General features: G+C 61.2%; 12 protein-coding genes and 3 pseudogenes. 4 read left to right on the forward strand and 11 right to left on the reverse strand.

Going from position 1 to position 16,949, the window contains the following annotated elements; all coding sequences use genetic code 11:
• Positions 1-299: 299 nt before the first annotated feature.
• Complete coding sequence (locus tag PMI31_RS30305) at positions 300-554, forward strand: hypothetical protein (protein ID WP_008021083.1); 255 nt, start codon at positions 300-302, stop codon at positions 552-554.
• A 200-nt stretch (positions 555-754) separates the two neighbouring features.
• Here the strand turns inward: PMI31_RS30305 and PMI31_RS22705 are convergent, their stop codons facing one another.
• The 6 genes and pseudogenes from PMI31_RS22705 to PMI31_RS22725 all read right to left on the reverse strand — a co-directional run bounded on the left by PMI31_RS22705 (position 755) and on the right by PMI31_RS22725 (position 8,122).
• The gene (locus PMI31_RS22705; protein ID WP_008021084.1) at positions 755-1,786 is read right to left on the reverse strand and encodes a phosphotransferase enzyme family protein; all 1,032 of its coding nucleotides are present in this window, start codon (positions 1,784-1,786) and stop codon (positions 755-757) included.
• 10 nt (positions 1,787-1,796) lie between these two features.
• Positions 1,797-3,077, reverse strand: coding sequence for an aspartate aminotransferase family protein (locus tag PMI31_RS22710; protein WP_008021087.1), 1,281 nt, complete (start codon positions 3,075-3,077; stop codon positions 1,797-1,799).
• Positions 3,070-4,383, reverse strand: a complete 1,314-nt coding sequence (locus PMI31_RS22715; RefSeq protein ID WP_008021089.1) for an amino acid permease — start codon at positions 4,381-4,383, stop codon at positions 3,070-3,072. The genes PMI31_RS22710 and PMI31_RS22715 overlap by 8 nt, the downstream gene beginning before the upstream one ends.
• A 235-nt stretch (positions 4,384-4,618) precedes the next feature.
• Positions 4,619-5,650, reverse strand: a pseudogene (locus tag PMI31_RS31935) (methyl-accepting chemotaxis protein); the annotation flags it as partial.
• A 366-nt stretch (positions 5,651-6,016) separates the two neighbouring features.
• Positions 6,017-6,745, reverse strand: a pseudogene (locus tag PMI31_RS31940) (cache domain-containing protein); the annotation flags it as partial.
• 54 nt (positions 6,746-6,799) lie between these two features.
• Positions 6,800-8,122 (reverse strand): hypothetical protein, encoded by a 1,323-nt coding sequence (locus PMI31_RS22725; protein WP_008021092.1) that lies wholly within the window; start codon positions 8,120-8,122, stop codon positions 6,800-6,802.
• Positions 8,123-8,403: 281 nt separating this feature from the next.
• On the opposite strand from PMI31_RS22725, the gene PMI31_RS22730 reads away from it, so the two are divergent.
• The 3 genes from PMI31_RS22730 (at position 8,404) to PMI31_RS30310 (ending at position 11,698) form a co-directional block, all read left to right on the forward strand.
• Positions 8,404-8,793 (forward strand): c-type cytochrome, encoded by a 390-nt coding sequence (locus PMI31_RS22730; RefSeq protein ID WP_008021093.1) that lies wholly within the window; start codon positions 8,404-8,406, stop codon positions 8,791-8,793.
• 139 nt (positions 8,794-8,932) lie between these two features.
• Positions 8,933-10,423 (forward strand): aldehyde dehydrogenase family protein, encoded by a 1,491-nt coding sequence (locus PMI31_RS22735; RefSeq protein ID WP_008021094.1) that lies wholly within the window; start codon positions 8,933-8,935, stop codon positions 10,421-10,423.
• 399 nt (positions 10,424-10,822) lie between these two features.
• Positions 10,823-11,698, forward strand: a complete 876-nt coding sequence (locus PMI31_RS30310; RefSeq protein WP_238539310.1) for an RHS repeat-associated core domain-containing protein — start codon at positions 10,823-10,825, stop codon at positions 11,696-11,698.
• A 61-nt stretch (positions 11,699-11,759) separates the two neighbouring features.
• Here the strand turns inward: PMI31_RS30310 and PMI31_RS22740 are convergent, their stop codons facing one another.
• From PMI31_RS22740 to PMI31_RS31455, 5 genes and pseudogenes are all read right to left on the reverse strand, one after another.
• Positions 11,760-14,063 carry a DUF3772 domain-containing protein gene (locus PMI31_RS22740; RefSeq protein WP_238539309.1) on the reverse strand — a complete coding sequence of 768 codons (2,304 nt, stop codon included), beginning with the start codon at positions 14,061-14,063 and terminating at the stop codon, positions 11,760-11,762.
• A 189-nt stretch (positions 14,064-14,252) separates the two neighbouring features.
• Positions 14,253-15,683, reverse strand: coding sequence for a heavy metal sensor histidine kinase (locus tag PMI31_RS22745; RefSeq protein ID WP_008021100.1), 1,431 nt, complete (start codon positions 15,681-15,683; stop codon positions 14,253-14,255).
• An 8-nt stretch (positions 15,684-15,691) separates the two neighbouring features.
• Complete coding sequence (locus PMI31_RS22750; protein ID WP_008021101.1) at positions 15,692-16,363, reverse strand: heavy metal response regulator transcription factor; 672 nt, start codon at positions 16,361-16,363, stop codon at positions 15,692-15,694.
• An 84-nt stretch (positions 16,364-16,447) separates the two neighbouring features.
• Positions 16,448-16,705: a DUF2790 domain-containing protein gene (locus tag PMI31_RS22755; protein ID WP_008021103.1), complete on the reverse strand. Its 258-nt coding sequence runs from the start codon at positions 16,703-16,705 to the stop codon at positions 16,448-16,450.
• A 13-nt stretch (positions 16,706-16,718) separates the two neighbouring features.
• A pseudogene (locus tag PMI31_RS31455) lies at positions 16,719-16,949 on the reverse strand (hypothetical protein); the annotation flags it as partial.

Below are 16,949 nucleotides of genomic sequence, written 5' to 3' on the forward strand. Positions count from 1 at the left end.
GTCAACGATAACGCGGGCTGCCTGAATCCCCGCGGTGTCCCGGCGTATTTCGTCGGAACGCCGCCCGGAGCAAGCTTCGCTCCTACAGGGAAACGAGTTCAGCGAGCCTGCTCGCGATGGCGGTGTCAATCTGGAATGCTTGTTTAACGGTTGTAGGAGCAACTTCCTGCAAGCTACAGCGCCTTGCGGCATTGCCTACAGCTAAGCCAGAATCCGCCGGCTTGTGCGCCTTGGAGGCCATCGGTAACTTGGTCCGCGTCACTGATTCCCAGTGATCGGGTTTAGCAGCCCGGGGTGACATGAGGCGCATTGGCAGTCCAGACAGTCAGGTATTCCCCATCCCTGCACTTGATGGCAGCTGTGCGCAGGGCGTCCTCGGGCGCGCCGGTTTCGTGTCTTCCCGGTCTGCCAAACCCTCCACGATGTTCACCATCAACCCGCAAATCGACTCCGAAACCCTGCTGGGCATCGCGCAAGTGATCATGCTGGGGGAGTTGGCGGTGAATCGGGCGCTGGGCAGGCTGGATTCGCCTGAGTCTGCGTCACACAGCTGACCCTGTGGGAGCGGGCTTGCCCGCGAAAGCGGTGTGTCAGTTGACATGGATGTTGGATGTGATGGCCTCTTCGCGGGCAAGTCGGATCGCCGCACCGCCGCTCCCACAGGGATCTCCAGTGAACACAAGGTTTGTGCACGATAGAAATCGCTCTGTAGGAGCGGGCTTGCTCCGGGCGGCGATCCGACGATAGCGGTGTATCAGACTTGCAGATATTCCCGAGCCAACAAGCAAGCCCGTTCAATCAACATTGGCGCCATTTCAATCGCCGTCGGTGTGCCCTGGCGGGTATGGATCCAGCCCAGGTAGGTGGTGCCGCGCAGCATCAGGAACAACGCCAGCGTCTTGCGATCCGCCTCGGTCAGCGGTTTGACCGCGTTGTAGCCGTCGAGCAGCGCCACCTTGATCTGCTCATAACGCGGGTCATCCAGGCAGAAGTACAGCGCCGTGGCCAACTCGAACATGTGCCAGCCAAACCCGGCATCGTCGAAGTCGATCAAGCGTAGACGCGGCCCTTCGATCAGCAGGTTCTCGGGCACCAGGTCGGCGTGAATCATGCCGAAGTTACCCAGGTGCCGACCATACTGGCGCAAGTCCTTGCGTGCCGTGCGTCGGGCCTGTTGCAGCAGATCCCGCTGCTCATCGCTGAGCTGTTCCAGCTCCCAGAAGCGCCCCCAGAACGGGTTGGCGCCAATCAAGCCTTCCTCGTCCCAGGCATGCCGGACAAACTCGTCCGGCTGCTGCCAGTGCGCTGAATGCAGGTGAATGCGTGCGGCAATGGCGCCGGCTTCACTGAACAGAAAGTCGATTTCGGTATCGGCCTGCACCCCGTTCTCCGAGGTGCCAGCGGTCGCGCCGGGCAGCCAGGCGAGCATGTCGATGTGGCGCGGCTCGCCGATGGCCTGATGGGTGACTTCGACCAGGTGACTTTGATTCTGCGCACGGATGATTGGCGGCACAGTAATGCCGGCGTCGGCCAGCGCTTCCATCCATTGCAGCTCGGAGCGCAGCGCGGCTTGGCTGTGATAGCCATTGCGATGGATACGCAGGGCCACCCGCTGGCCATCGTGGCGGCGGGCGGAAAACACCGCGTTCTCGCGAAACTTCACCAGTTCAATGTCGGCGAATTCGCCGTCCCACTGTTGCAGGGCATGGCGCGCCAGTTCGTGCAGACGGGCCACTTGCTGGTCATGACTCAGGGTGTCGAATACAAGGCTGTGGAGTTCAGTCATGGCAAAAGCCTCAAATCGCGCTGAGCGCGTTATCCAGGGTGTCGACGAACAGGTCCGCGTGGTCACGGTTGAACACCAGCGGTGGGCGAAGCTTGAGAATGTTGTCGCCGGCGCCGATCTTGCTGATCAGCACGCCGTTCTCGCGCATGTCGTTCACCACCTTGCGCGCCTCCAGTCCGGCCGGCTCTTTGCTGGCGTGGTCGCGCACCAGTTCCATGGCAAAGAACAGGCCCTTGCCGCGCACGTCGCCGATGATCGAGTGCTTGCCGGCCAACACTTGCAGGCGTTGCTGCACATAGGCACCGACGCTTTGTGCGTTTTTCAGCAGTTGCTGTTCTTCGATCTCATCCAGCACCGCCATGCCGACTGTTGCCGCCACGGGTGAACCGCCGAAGGTGTTGAAGTACATGGCGTGGCGACCGAAGGATTCGACCAGCGCCTTGTGGGTGATCAACCCGGCCAGCGGATAGCCGTTACCCATCGGTTTGCCGAGGGTGACGATGTCCGGCACCACGCCGTGTGCCTGGTGGCCCCACAGGTGATCACCGGTGCGGCCAAAACCCGATTGCACTTCGTCGGCGATGAACAGTCCGCCAGCGGCACGGATCAGCGCCGCGGCCTTGTTGACGAAGCTGGCCGGCACCCGGGGCAGGCCTTCGTTGGCGAACAGGGTATCGATCAGCAGGGCGGCCGGGCGTATGCCCTGGGCCTGCATCGAGGCAATCGCTGCGGCGATGTTGGCCGCATATTCCTCGGCCAGTTGTGCCTCGGTGGTGCCGGCCGGTGCGTGGTACAGGCACGGAATCGGCACGGCGCGCGCATGGGCGGCGAAGGGCTCCGGCGAGGGCAGGGCGGTAGTCACTTCTGCCAGCGATGCCGAATTACCGTGGTAGTTGTAGTCGCTGACGATGATGCCGGTGCCGCCACTGGCGAACCGCGCCAGGCGCAGCGCCAGTTCGTTGGCTTCGCTGCCGGTGCAGGTGAACATGGCGGTGTCCAGCGACGCGGCGAAGGTCGCGGTCAGGCGTTCGGCATAGCGCACCACGTGTTCATCCAGGTAGCGGGTGTGGATGTTCAGCGTGGTGGCCTGGCGGTGCATGGCCTCGGTCACGCGAGGGTTGCAGTGACCGACACAGGGCACGTTGTTGTAGACGTCGAGGTAGCGCCGACCGTCGACATCGAACAGCCAGACACCTTCGCCACGCACCAGGTGCAAGGGTTTGTCGTAGAACAGCGGCGAGGCGCTGCCGAGTACACGATGGCGGCGTTGCAGGAGAGTGTCTTCAGGCATGGTCTGGAACCTCGATGACGGTGGTGCGACGGTTGCGCAGCAGGTAATTGAAAATGCACAGGGTGAAGGTCACGGCAAGGGCGATCAGCATCAGCATGTCGAGCTGGAAGCAGGCGGCGATCACCACCAGCGTCAGGGCCAGGCCCAGCCACGCAACCAGTTTGCCGCCGACCAGGGTGAACGGCCGTGGCAGGTCCGGTTGGTTGCGCTTGATGTGCAGGTACGCGCCGAAAATGAACAGGTAGCAAACGTTGAGCAGCAACACGACCGCCAGCATCACCGTGGCCGGGTCCACTTCGGACAGCGGCAGGCCGATGGCGCCGATCAGCAACAGCGCCGGGTAGGGCGTGCCGCGTTTGCCGGTCTTGCCCAGCCATTGCGGGAACAGGCCGTCGCGGGCCATGGCGAACAGTTGCCGGGAGGCGGCGTACACCAGCGAAAAGAAGGTAGCGATCAGGCCGAACACCGCGCCGCAGCCAATCACTCTGGCCAGCCATGAGCCTTCACCGAAGGCGCTGTTGCTGGACATCGCGGCGTACAGCGGATCGCCTGCCGAGCCGACCAGCTCGACACCACCGGCACCCGGTGCGCACACCAGCACCACCAGCGCGGTCACCAGCAAGGTGCCAATGGCCGCCAGAATGCCACGGGGCATAGTACGACCGGGGTTGTGCGCCTCTTCGGCCGCCGAGCCGGTTTGTTCGACGGTGATGAACAGCCAGATCGCGAATGGCACGCAGGCGAAGATGCCGCCGAGGCTGACCGGTGTTGCGACGCTGGCGGGCAGCTTCAGCAAGTTGGCCAACTCGACATGGGGTGCCATGGCCACGCCAAACGTGAGCAGGGCGACCACGGCGATCACGCCCGCGATGAAAGTCAGGCCCATGGCCTCACCGACGCCGCGCATGTGGATGCCAATGATCACCGCGAACAGGGCAATCTTCACCGGCCAGCCGCCGAGGCCGAAAACCGATTCTGTATAGGCGCAGATGAAGGTGGCCGCCGCACCGGTGCCGATGGTCAGGGCCAGTGCGCAGGCGACGCCGACGAGGTAACCCACGAACGGCCCGAACGCACTTTGCGCATACACGAACACGCCACCGGCACTCGGCAACGCCGTGGACAGCTCCGCCACGCACAAGGCCAGGCCACCGCAGAGCAGGGCCATCAACAACGTGGCGACCAGCATGTTCAGCCAGCCACCGGCCGCCAGCCCGAAGTTCCAGCCGGAAAACTGCCCGGCCACCACCAACGCAATTCCGAGGCCGGCAATCTTTGGCCAGCCCAGCGCACTTTTCTTGAGCACAGAAGTCTCCCGCGACCCGAAGGCCGAATTATTGTTTTAGTGAGGTATGGAGGGGTTCAGCGTTGCTTTGCGCCCATGGAATGGGGCTGGTCTCGATACTACGCGCGGGGTGCCGCGCGGCATGTTTGTGCGCATGCCATGTCGTTGGTTGTGGGTGCCAGATTTATGTGGGCTGGCGTAGATCTTTGTGGGAGCGGGCTTGCCCGCGATGGCGGTATATCAGGCAACACATACCTCAGATACGAAAACTCCCCACCAACTGATTCAACCGCGCCGCCTGCTGCTCCAGTTCGGTACAGGCCCGCAGTGTCGATTGCAGATTCTCCACGCCTTGCCGGTTCAGGGTGTTGATCTGGGTGATGTCGACATTCAGGGCCTCGACCACCGCCGTCTGTTCTTCGGTGGCGGTGGCGACGGACTGGTTGACGTTGTCGATCTCGCCGATGCGCTGGGTCACGCTGCCCAGGCGGGAGCCGGCGAGGTTGGCGATGGTGACGCTTTCTTCGCTGTGGCGCTGGCTCTCGGTCATGGTGGTGACCGATTCCCGCGCGCCCACTTGCAGCTCCTCGATCATCTGCTGGATCTCCAGCGCCGAGGTCTGGGTACGTCCGGCCAGGCTGCGCACTTCGTCAGCGACGACGGCAAAACCACGACCCGCTTCACCAGCCCGCGCCGCTTCAATCGCAGCGTTGAGCGCCAACAGGTTGGTCTGCTGGGAGATGCCCTTGATCACTTCGAGGATCTGCCCGATGTTCACGGTCTTGTCGTTGAGCACTTCGATGTTGGCGCACGACGCACTGATCTTGCCGGACAGTTCGTTCATCACCTCGATCGTGCGCTGCACCACCTGGCGCCCATCCTCGGCCTGTTGCCGGGCATTGGAAGCCTGATGCGAGGCATCGGAGGCGTTATGAGCGATCTCCTGTGCGGCCGCACCCAACTGGTTGATCGCCGCCGCCACGCTGTTGGTGCGGGTGGATTGATCGTCGAAATTGCTCATCGACGAGTTTGAAGCATCCAGTACCCGCCGCGCGCCTTCGTTCACCCCCAGCGCCGCCGATGACACCTCGCGGATCGAATGGTGGATGCGCTCGACAAAGCGGTTGAAAGCGGTGGCCAACTGACCGATTTCATCGCGAGATTGCACTTGCAGGCGCCGGGTCAGATCGCCTTCGCCCAGGGAAATATCCTCCATGACCCGGGTCAGCACTTGCAGCGGCCGGGTGATGCGCAGCGCCGTGTACCAGATCAGCAGCAGGCCGAGCAGGGCCGAGCCGCCACCGAGCAGCAATTCAAGCGCGGTGCTTTGCACGCCTTGGGCATCGAGTTCTTTCTGCAAGGTGGTGACCGGTGCCAGCAACACGTTCTGCGGCACACCGACCAACACGCCCCATGGCGCAGCACCGGCAATCGGCGACAGCGGCTCAAGGACCTTGATCTGCCAGGCGTCGACAAACACTTCGGGTTTGCCCTGGCGCAAGGCGTCCATGACCTCGTTGCTGTCCATCGGTTGGCCCAGGCGATTGACGTCCTGGCTGTTGGCGGAGATCACTCCGCGCGGGCTGACGATGCTGATTCGGCCGTTGCCATCGAACAGCGCACGGGCACTGGCTTCGCTGTTCTGCTGCAGGGCGGCGAGGTTGATGTCCAGGCCCACCACGGCGATGACCTTGCCGTTTTCCAGCAGCGGGAAGGCAACGCTGGTCACCAGTTTGCGGCTGCCGGAGGCTTCATCGAAATAGGGTTCCAGCACGCAGGTCTGGCGGGTGTCGCGGGCGCAGGTATAGAAGGCATTGTACGGCGCGCCGCTCGGCCCCGGTTCGGTGTTGGCGAGCAGGCCTTCGTCGCCGATCACCGCTTGCAGTTCACCGGGTTTGCTCTGCACCCAATACAGCGAAAAGCGTCCGGTTTCGTTGCTGCCCAGTTCCGCCTGGTTGGCGAAATCGGCGTCGGCACCATCGAGTGCACCGGGTTCGAAAATGACATAAAGCCCGAGCAGGTCGGGCTTGTCGATCAAGGCCTGGTGAAGCTGGGTGCTCAGCTCCTGGCGCAGCTGTTGGCGGGTCAGGTTGCCCCTTTGTTGCAGTTGTCGCAGGTACAACAGGTACCGCGATAACCCCTGGCCATATTCGTGGGTCTGCATGAAGGAGCGTTGCACTTGCATGGCCTGCACTTTGCCCAGGGCCTGCATATGTTCCCTGGCCGCATTGGCGAGCATGTCACCGCTGGCCTGGGCCACTTGCTGGCTGCTCTTGTGGGTCTGATAGAGCGACAAACCCATCAGCAAGCCGACGACCAGCAACAGGCAGAGGCCGGCGAGGAGGGCGATCTTGCTCTGGATCGTCAGGAATTTTTTGTGCATTGGAAATACCTTTTTCCACACGGGCAACGACAGCGCCGTTGCCCGTGGCCGAAATTAGAAACCGGTGACGAACAGCAGTTGGGCGTAGACGTTCTGGTCGTTGTTACCCAGTTGCGTGCCGCCGTTTTCAGCACTCTTGTCCGGTTGGTAGATGCCCACCAGCGGCATCACGGTCAGGTGGTCGTTGACGTGCCATTCGGCATACAGGTCGACTTCGTGGCCATCGGTGTTGCCCAGGCTGCGGTCGATGGTGTCGTAGTTGAAGTACAGCGCGCCGAGGTTCAGGTTCTCCAGCGGCGAGACTTTCAGCCCGACGTTCTGGATGCGCGAGTTGGTGTTGAACGGCCCGGCGTAGTTGCCCGCCACTTCGCCCTGGAACCAGGTGCCATAACCACGGCTCATGCCGTAGAACAGGGTGTCGTAGCCTTCCGAGAAGCGGCTGTAGCGGTAGCTGACGTTCGGCGTCCAGGCTGCGTCGGAGAACGTCCAGCCGGCTTCCAGGTACCAGGCGTTTTCGTCGGAAGCGTGGGGTTTGTCCTGCCTGGCGTATTCACCGGAGAGGAACAGGTCTTTCACCCCGGCATTGCCTGCCGCGCGTACGCTGTAGGTTTTCATGCCGTCGCGTTCGAGTTGCGCCGGGGAGGCGAACTGTTGGTCGATGTCGGTGGTCTTGATGTAGGTCAGGCCGACCGTGCCGGCCTCGGCCACGTGTTCCAGGGTGCCGACATACATTTCGGTCTTGGCCTGGGCGCGGTTGTCGGACTTGAGCCACATCAGGTCGCTGCGCCAGCCTTCCTTGCCGCCCAGACGCAATACGGCGGTTTCGTCGAAGGCTTTGCGCGCCGCCAGGTAGTAGGCGCCGCCACGGTTGAATTCGCCGTCGGCCAGGCCTTTGCCGATGTTCAGTGCGTCGCCATCGATCAGGAAACCATCGCCGACCACGATGTTCTGGCGGCCGAAGGACAGGTCGATGCCGTCCTTGCCCAACGCCCCGAACAAGTCTGCGGAACGCCAGCCGAGGTAGGCGTCTTCGAACTTGGTGGTGCGTTCCGAACCGTCGCTGAAGCCGGCGGCATCGCCGTCGCCCCAGGTGCCGGAGCTGAGCAGGTTGCCCGCGCCGTAAGCCGTGCCCGCACCGCCCAGGCCCTTGTCGAAACTCAAACCGTATTTGATGTAGCCCTCGCGCCACGACGAGGAACCTTCGTCGAGGCGGCCGGACAGGGCGTAGTTTTCCTGGCTGTGGAAAATGCCGAACGCCGCTTCCAGAGTGGCGTTCAGATGGCTGTCGTCATCGGCGTAGAGTTCATAGGCACCGGCATTGCCGGCACTGATCATCAGCGCCAGCGTCGAGAGACGAAGCAAGGGGGACTTGAGCATGGTGTGGCATCCGTTCTTGTTCTTGAGCGCAGGTTTGCGGTCTTTTTAGATACTAAGGCCCGACTTTTCCTTGCCCTTTTCCCTGTTTGCCAATTAGTTGGTTGTGCATGCCAGATTCCCCGGTTTGGCAGCCTGGCCAACACAACTGGCACGCAGGGCAAAACCTGTGGGCCGGCGACCACCGACAATCCCTGACAACCTGCCGAAGTCCCCAGCCTCGGCATTTTTAGTGTTGGCGGTCGCCTGCCGGCGAGCGCGCGGATTTTCAAGGTCGGTTTCTTATGTTCACTTCACTGCGTTTGCCCTTGATCGGTTTGCTGTCCTTCACCCTGGTGCAGGCGGTGTCTGCCGCCGAATGCGTCCCGGATGCCCGCCGTGGTGCCGAAGTGTTCGCCAATGAATGCAGTGTTTGCCACGCGGTGACCAAGGGCACGACCGGCATGATGGGGCCGAACCTGTTCGGTGTGTACGGACGCAAGTCCGGCTCGCTGGCGGGCTTCAGCTATTCCCAGGCCATGCGCGACAAGGACGTCGACTGGCAGGCCGAGAACATCACGCAATTGATCACCCAGCCCCAGGCCTACGTGCCAGGCACTTACATGCCGTACATGGGCCTGGCCTCCGCCGACGACCGCCAGGCGGTCGCGTGCTTCCTCAAAGAACAACACTGATCAGGCCGGATCTGCACCGGACAACCAACTACCCCCTGTAGGAGCTGGCTTGCCAGCGAAGACGGCCTTGAGCCCTGCACCGCCCGTCAAGACGCTTTCGCCAGCAAGCTGGCTCCTACATCTGAATGAAAGGTGAATTATGAGCAACGTTGAAATCCTGCCCCAGGTTGCTGCATTCCTCGAACGTCGCCACGGCTGCTTCATCGATGGCCAGTGGGTGTTTGCCGAGGGCGACAGCATCGCCGTGGTCAACCCGGCCACCGGGCAAACCCTGTGCGAAACCCTGGATGCGCCGCTGGAAATCGTCGAGCGCGCTGTGCAGTCGTCGCACAAGGCCTTCAAGTCTGGCGTGTGGTCGAGCCTGCGTCCGGCGGACCGTGAGCGCATCCTGCTGAACTTCACCCGTCTGGTCGAAGAGCACGCCGAAGAACTGGCCCAGCTGGAAACCCTGAGCCAGGGCAAGTCGATCAACATGGCCCGCGCGCTGGACCTGAACGCCACCGTGGAATTCATGCGCTACATGTCCGGCTGGGCGACCAAGATCGAAGGCCAGACCTTCGATGTGTCGATCCCGTTGCCACCGGGTGCCAAGTTCACCGCCTTCACCAAGCGTGAGCCTGTCGGTGTGGTGGTTGGCATCGTGCCGTGGAACTTCCCGCTGCTGATCGCAGCGTGGAAGCTGATGCCAGCCCTGGCCACCGGTTGCACCGTGATCATCAAACCGGCCATGGAAACCCCGCTGACCGCCATGCGCCTGGCCGAACTGGCGCTGAAAGCGGGCATCCCGGCCGGCGTATTCAACGTCGTCACCGGCGGTGGCGCCTCCGTCGGCGGCGTGCTGACCCAGCATCCTCTGGTGAGCAAAGTGTCGTTCACCGGTTCCACCGCCGTGGGCAAGAGCGTCGGCGTGGCGTGCATGGAGAACATGACGCGCTTCTCCCTGGAACTCGGTGGGAAGAACCCGATGATCGTGCTCGCCGATGCCGACATCGAAAAAGCCGTGCAAGGCGCGATCCTCGGTGGCTTGCTGAACAACGGCCAGGTCTGCGCAGCGGCCTCGCGTTTCTATGTGCACCGTTCGATCCATGACCCGTTTGTCGAAGCCCTGGCCGCCGCCGTCTCGGCGATGCCGATTGGCGCGGGCATGGACGGCGACGCGGCGATCAACCCGCTGGTGTCGCGCAAGCAACAACAAAGCGTACTCAAGCACATCGAACTGGCCCGCAAGGAAGGGGCGCGGGTGGTGACGGGCGGTGAGTTGCTGCAAGGCGACGGTTTCTTCGTGCAGCCGACCATCCTGGCGGATATCGACCACAGCATGGCCGTGGCCCGCGAAGAAGTATTCGGTCCGGTGCTGGGCGTGATGCCGTTCGACGACGAAGACGCCGTGATCGAACTGGCCAACGACAACCGCTACGGCCTGGCGGCCAGCCTGTGGACCAACGACCTGAGCAAGGCCATGAACCTGGTGCCACGCATCGAGGCCGGCACCGTGTGGGTCAACGCCCACGTGTTGCTCGACCCGGCGATGCCGTTCGGTGGCGTCAAGCAATCGGGCATGGGCCGCGAGTTCGGCCGTGCGGTGATCGAGGCTTACACCGAACTCAAGTCGGTGTGCATCGCTCATTGATCTACTCATGTAAAAGTGCGACGGAGTCCGCAACAGGAACCGTCGCACTTACAGATTTGAAAAGGCATAGATATGTGCCCTCAGCCCTTGGCTACTATCAGTTGTGCTAGTAGTCACGGCGGGTTGATTTCGTCATAGTTTATCTCTGAATCTAAGATTGTTTCGGGGGAGTTCAACGTCATGCAGAACGGCGGTAATACTCTGCTTTGCTATTACCGCTACGACCCACTGGATCGGCTAGTCGACGCCATCTTTTCGAAGCAAGCGAGCAATCAGCGTTTTTACTTCAAGGATCGCCTGACTACGGAAGTTCAAGGCACGTTGCGGCAATCAATCTTCCAATACGAGGATCAGTTGCTTGCACTGAATTATCTCCAAGGCGGAGTGACTGAAACGAGTATGCTTGCTGCTGATGGGCAGCGCACGGTACTGCTTGGAGTCAGCGTAGGCAATCTCCATACGTTTACTTACGCACCTTACGGCCACCGTGCTGTGGGGAGCGACCGGTTCGGTTTGCTTGGTTTCAACGGTGAACGTCCCGACTCTGTGACCGGACACTACTTGCTTGGTAACGGGTATCGGGCGTTCAACCCTGTTCTGATGCGGTTCAATGGTCCGGACAGCTTGAGCCCATTTGGAAGCGGCGGGTTTAACACCTATGCATACTGTGCGGGTGATCCGATCAATCGGATTGACCCTGACGGCCACGTGTTTATTTTTAGAAAAATACCTAGGTGGCTATCGCAATCTGCGCCTGACCTTTTCAAACGTTCACCCTCCACGGTGAATTCCATCTCAACCAGAACGTTAAGTGAAGTAATTCCGGGTAGACGTCCTGCTTCTCTGAATAGCGTTGCCAGGCGTAGTACTGGTTCTGAAGGCAGGGGAAGTTTTAGTGGAGGGTCTGTTTGGAGAGAGGATTTGAGACATGGTGCCGGTCGTAGCGTAAGTAGCGGTAGGAGTTCTTCTGAGGGCAGTGGCAGCTTTAGTGGGGGGTCCCAATGGGGGGAGTACATCGAGTCTCGCGCTCCGACTAGCATTGATAGTAATAGAGCTTCGTCTTTGTATCCTGAGAGTAGTATTTCCTCTGGAAGTACCCGGAGCAGTGTTTCCTTCGAGTCTCCTCGGATGCGCGTTGATTTAGATTTCCTTGGTTCAGCGGAATCTCCGCTATCGAAAGTGCAAATATGGCTCGACACACAGCAAGTACCAACATCTGCCCGCCCAATAGATAAAACTCCTCAGTCTATACAAAGGGTGCGTCGCCAGAGGTAGGGGCATTGATGATCCCTCGTAACACGTTTGATCAGTAAATGCCTCCAGGCACGGTCTATTATCACGGGGCAGGCGGTTTCGCCAGTTCAATGCCAGCGGCGCCCAGCCGCTTGAGAATTTCAAACAGCAGCGCGCTTTTGATCGCGCCGACCGTGCGTGGGCTGCCGACATAACCGGTGATGGTCAGCGTGATGCCTTCAGGTTTGAGCTCACTGAAGCGCAAAAATGGCACCGGTTTATCCAGAATGGATTCATGTTCGGTGAAGGTGTCGTACAGCAGGTTCTGTACTTGCTCGGGGTCGATGTCCAGCGGGAACATCAGTTCGAGTTTCACCACGCCCTGGGCGCTGCCGCCGAGGGTGACGTTGCGCAGGTTCTGCGAAATCAGATGCGAGTTGGGTACGATCATGATCGAGCGGTCGGCGAGTTGTATTTCCGTGGCCCGTACGTTGATCCGTCGTATATCGCCTTCGACGCCACTGATGCTGATCAGGTCGCCGACCTTCACCGGGCGCTCGGTCAGCAGGATCAGGCCGGAGATGAAATTCTTCACGATCTCCTGAAGGCCAAAGCCGATACCCACTGACAGGGCGCTGACGATCCAGGCCAGGTTGGTCCACTTGATCCCCAGCGACGCCAGCGTGAGCAGGACGACGGACACGTAACCGATGTTGGCAAACAGGGTGCTGAGCGAGGCGCACATGCCTGGGTCCATCTCGGTTTTCGGCAGGAACTCGCGATCCAGCCAGCGGCGCAGGGTGCGAATCAGGTAGACACCGATCATCAGTGTCAGGAGGGCATGCATCAAATTGTCCGGGACGATGTTCAGCTTGCGCAGCCCGTCACCGCCGAGTACGGCCACAGTGCCGGTGACCAGTTGCCCGAGTGTCGTACCGATCCCGCCGACAAACAGCGCAATGAGGCCAATCAGTATCAGGATGGCGCGGCCCGCACCGGATAACACGGTGCAGATCTGCTCCAGGCGCGGATTGCCGATGCCCAGCAGCTGTTTGATGGTCCTGCCGGTGGGTTGCCGGGCTGAAAAAAGGTAATCGCAGCTGTCCTGGTAAACCTGTGTGAGCAGGTAGAAACCGGCGAAGATGATGAATATCCAGACCAGTTCATAGGTGATGAACCGGGCCATCGTCACGTAGCCGATCACCAGAGCGAACAGGGACACCACCACGGCAGCGCCGGTAAACGCATAAATCAGGCCGGCAGAGGTTGTGACACCTTCGGGGGCTTCTCCGGCAACGATCAGGTCTCTGCGCGTCTTGCTGACGCGCAACAGGAGCGCACCGATCACCAGGGCAGCGACCAATGCCACGATGCCCCGACCGAGCAACACCACTTCGGCGCTCATACCTGTGACATTACTCATCTGCACCAGTGTCACCAGCACCAGCAGCAGGCTTGCCAGCAACCTGGGATAGGGTGCCATCGCCAGTGCCACCGGATCGGCAATATCGGGCAGGCGCCATGAGGGGTGTTTGGTTGACAGCAGTGCGCGGCTCAATCCGGTGATCAGCACACAGGTGTAGGCCAGCTTTTCCAGATACTGCGCCAGATCGGCCAGCAGCGGGGTGTAGGGCAGTTGGCGGGTCCCGGCAAAGTGCAGCAATTGCAGGGCGATGCCGGCGGTCAGTACCGTCGCCAGTACCGACGCCAATGCAAGGGAGCTGCGCCGCAACCGGCCTTCAGGCATTCGATGGATGCACAGCCAAGCCAGACCCCGCCCGGCGAACCGTCGACCCACGGTCCAGATGGCCAGGGCCAGTATCAGCAGGGTGGCCGTGATCCCGCGTTGCCCGGGTTGCCAGACCGCCCGGTGCGTGGCCTCGAGTTGCCCGATGAGGGCACTGAAACGCTGGCGGTCATCTGCCGGAAGATTGAACAAAGGCGACCAGAACACCGGGTGAAGGATACTGGTGGTCTGCTGGGTCACTTCCGCTTCCAGCAGGCTGCGGCGAATGCTGGCTATCTGGGTGATCAACTCGGCGGCACTTTTTTTCAGCGCTTCCAGGGTTTTGAGTTGGCTATCGATCCTGTTTTTCTGTTCGCCGAGGGTGTCTCGCTGGGTGGTAATGGCAGACGTCACCTGTGCGTTCTCGGCGAGGGGCACGGGCCCCAGCACGTTGAGTTGCGCCTGCAGCTGCGCCTGTCCGGGCAGCAGCGATGCTGACAGGCTATCAATATCCTGGATGAGTACTTGCACCTGATCCTGTGCGCTTTCCAGTTGGGTGTAATTGGTGGCCAGGGAAACCTGCTGCTTGAGACTGTTCAACTGGTTTTGCAGCCCCAGCAGATCGTTGTCGGGGATGCTGATGACCGGAGGGGTGGCGGCGGGGGCAAGGGAATCGGCCATGGGCGACGCCAACAGCCAGCCCGGGCTTGCCGCCAGAAGCGCGAAGGCGACGCAGATCATTGACTTCAATACATTGCACATCGGCGTGCTCGACGGGTTGTTGGTCACTTAGCCAATGAGGTTAGGCCATGACACGCACCCTTGAGCGATGTTTTGTCGCAAGTGACCCGGGTGGCTTTCGCTCAGGCATTATTCATGCTGTTGCCGCGCCGGGAAAAACAGCTCGAAGCAGGTGATGCCGTCGGCACTGCTGACATGGCAGGCCCCGTTGTGCAGTTGCATGATCGTCGCCACGATCGACAGGCCCAGGCCATTGGATTGGGACGAACGTTCGCGGGATTCATCGATCCGGTAGAAGCGTTCGAACAGCCGTGGCAGATGCTGGGGCGCGATGGTCGGGCCGTGGTTGCGCACTTGCACCTGGATGCCGTCGGCAGTCGGGTTGGCGTGGATGCACAGCTCGGAATGCGGGGCGCCGTACTTGATGGCGTTGGCGCACAGGTTGGCCAGGGCACGGCGCAGCAACATGGGCTCGGCCCAGATCAAACCGCTGCCCTGGGCATTGATGCAGATGCCAACGTCGGTCGCCGGGCCTTCGAAGTAATCGGCCATGCGCTGCATTTCGTCGGCGGCATCCAGTTCCTGACGCTGGCGCAAGGCGCTGCGCGGATCGGTGCGGGCCAGAAACAGCATGTTGTCGAGCATGCGCGCCAGGCGTTCAAGCTCTTCGACGTTCGAGGCCAACAGCTGCTGATAGGCGTCGGTGCTGCGGTTCTGCTGCAAGGCCACCTGGGTTTCGCCCAGCAGGTTGTTGATCGGCGTACGCAGTTCGTGGGCCATGTCGGTCGATACCTGGCCCAGTTGTATGAAGCCTTTGTCCAACCGGTCGAGCATGGCGTTGAAGGCGTCGATCATCGGCAACAGTTCCAGTGGCGCACCCTGGCTGTCGAGGCGTTCGTTGAGGTTGCCGACGTCGATGCTCTGGGTGTGACGGGCCAGGCGCCGCACAGGCAACAGTCCGCGATGCACCAGCACATAACCGGACAGCGACAGCAGGATCGCCGCGACGCTGGCGAACAGGTACACATTGAAGCGGTAGTCGGCGAGCACGGCGGTGCGTTCGGTCATCAAGCGCCCGGTTACCACTTGCAAGCTGCCCAGATCACCCGAGTCGATGGTCGCCGCCAAGGCGGAAAACGGCACGCCATTGACGTTGGGCAAATGCTGCACGTCGTTCAGGGTCAGCCGATGATCCATCGCCACCGGGGTCAACACCGGCATTTTCAGGTTGCCTGGGTTGACCACCAGCAACGGCGGTTGGCCAGGGGTACCGATGGTCAGCAGGGCCTCGCGGTTGCCCATCATGTTCTGGAACAGCGCCGGTTTGGCCTTGATCAGGTCCAGGGTATTGCTGTCGTTGAGGAAGGTACGCAACTGGTCGATGCGGGTGATCAGGGCAATGTCGTCGCGACGGATCAACTCGCGCTCCAGGTCGCGGTACAGCGCGACACCCAGCAGTGCCAGCGAGACAAACGCCAGCAGGGCAAACACCAACGCCAGACGCAGGGTCAGGGAGTGGCTGAGGCGGGAGGCGGATTGCAGTGGTGTCATCGCATTCATTGGGGCATTCAGGGTTGAGTGTCGAAGCGGTAGCCGATGCCGCGCACGCTGTGGATCAATTTGAGCGGGAACGGGTCATCGATTTTCAGGCGCAGGCGGCGCACTGCGACATCGACGACATTGGTGTCGCTGTCGAAATTCATGTCCCAGACCCGCGAGGCGATCATCGAGCGTGACAGCACTTCGCCCTGATGCGTGGCGAACAGGTGCAGCAGGGCAAATTCCTTGTTGGTCAGGGTGATGCGGTTGCCGGCGCGGCTGACGCGACGCTTGAGCACGTCGATCTGCAGGTCGTCGACGTGCAGGTGTTCTTCTTCCCGGGTAGGGCCACGCCGGGTCAGGGTGCGCAGGCGCGCCACCAGTTCGGCGAAGGAAAACGGTTTGATCAGGTAATCGTCGGCGCCCAGTTCCAGGCCTTTGATGCGGTCGGCGATGTCATCCCGGGCGGTGAGAAACAACACCGGTGTGTCGGCTTCCTTGCGCAAGCGGCGCAGGACTTCCCAGCCATCCATCTTCGGCATCATGACGTCCAGCACTATCACATCGAAATCGTGTTCAAGGGCCAGGTGCAGGCCATCGATGCCATCTCGCGCCAGGCTCACGGTGTATCCGAGTTCCTGCAGGCCGTTGAGCAGGTAATTGCCGGCCTTGGGTTCGTCTTCGACTACGAGGATGTTCATGAACGTCTGCCTGATTCGGTCGGGCTACAGGGGCAAGCCAGTGGCGCAAGTGTAGCCCGATCAATCGTCAATACAGGCATCCGATCAGTTTTCACCAATGCAGCCAATGCCCTGGACCTGATAGTCCAGCTGGTGCTCGCGACCCTGGTGGTCGAGGTAGTTGAACTGCGCCGGCACGATGCCGCACTTGCCATTGAGGTCGGTCATGGACAGCACTTTGGCCACGTCCACGGGCACATAAAAGCCGTCCTGGTCGTGGATGACGGGTGAGGTGGATTGAGTCGCGGCAAACGCCGAGCCGGTGGCGAGCAGGGTGGCAAAACCAAGGATCAACATTTTCATGACGAATCTCTCTCTACAAGGGCAGGGTGGCTGCCGGTGGTTGGCCTGACAGTGAGTTCAGGTTAACGAGGCGATCCGGACAGCCGACCAACAGCTTGATGACAAAGTTGTAATGAAACGCCGGTTTGAACACCGCGAACCCTGTAGGAGCGAGCTCGCTCGCGAAAAACGCCGAGACACCGCGGGGATTCAGACAGCCCGCGTTATCGTTGACGTCCATCGTCGGAACGCCGCCCGGAGCAAG

The organism is Pseudomonas sp. GM55 (assembly GCF_000282395.1).
Classification (GTDB): Bacteria; Pseudomonadota; Gammaproteobacteria; order Pseudomonadales; family Pseudomonadaceae; genus Aquipseudomonas; species Aquipseudomonas fluorescens_CC.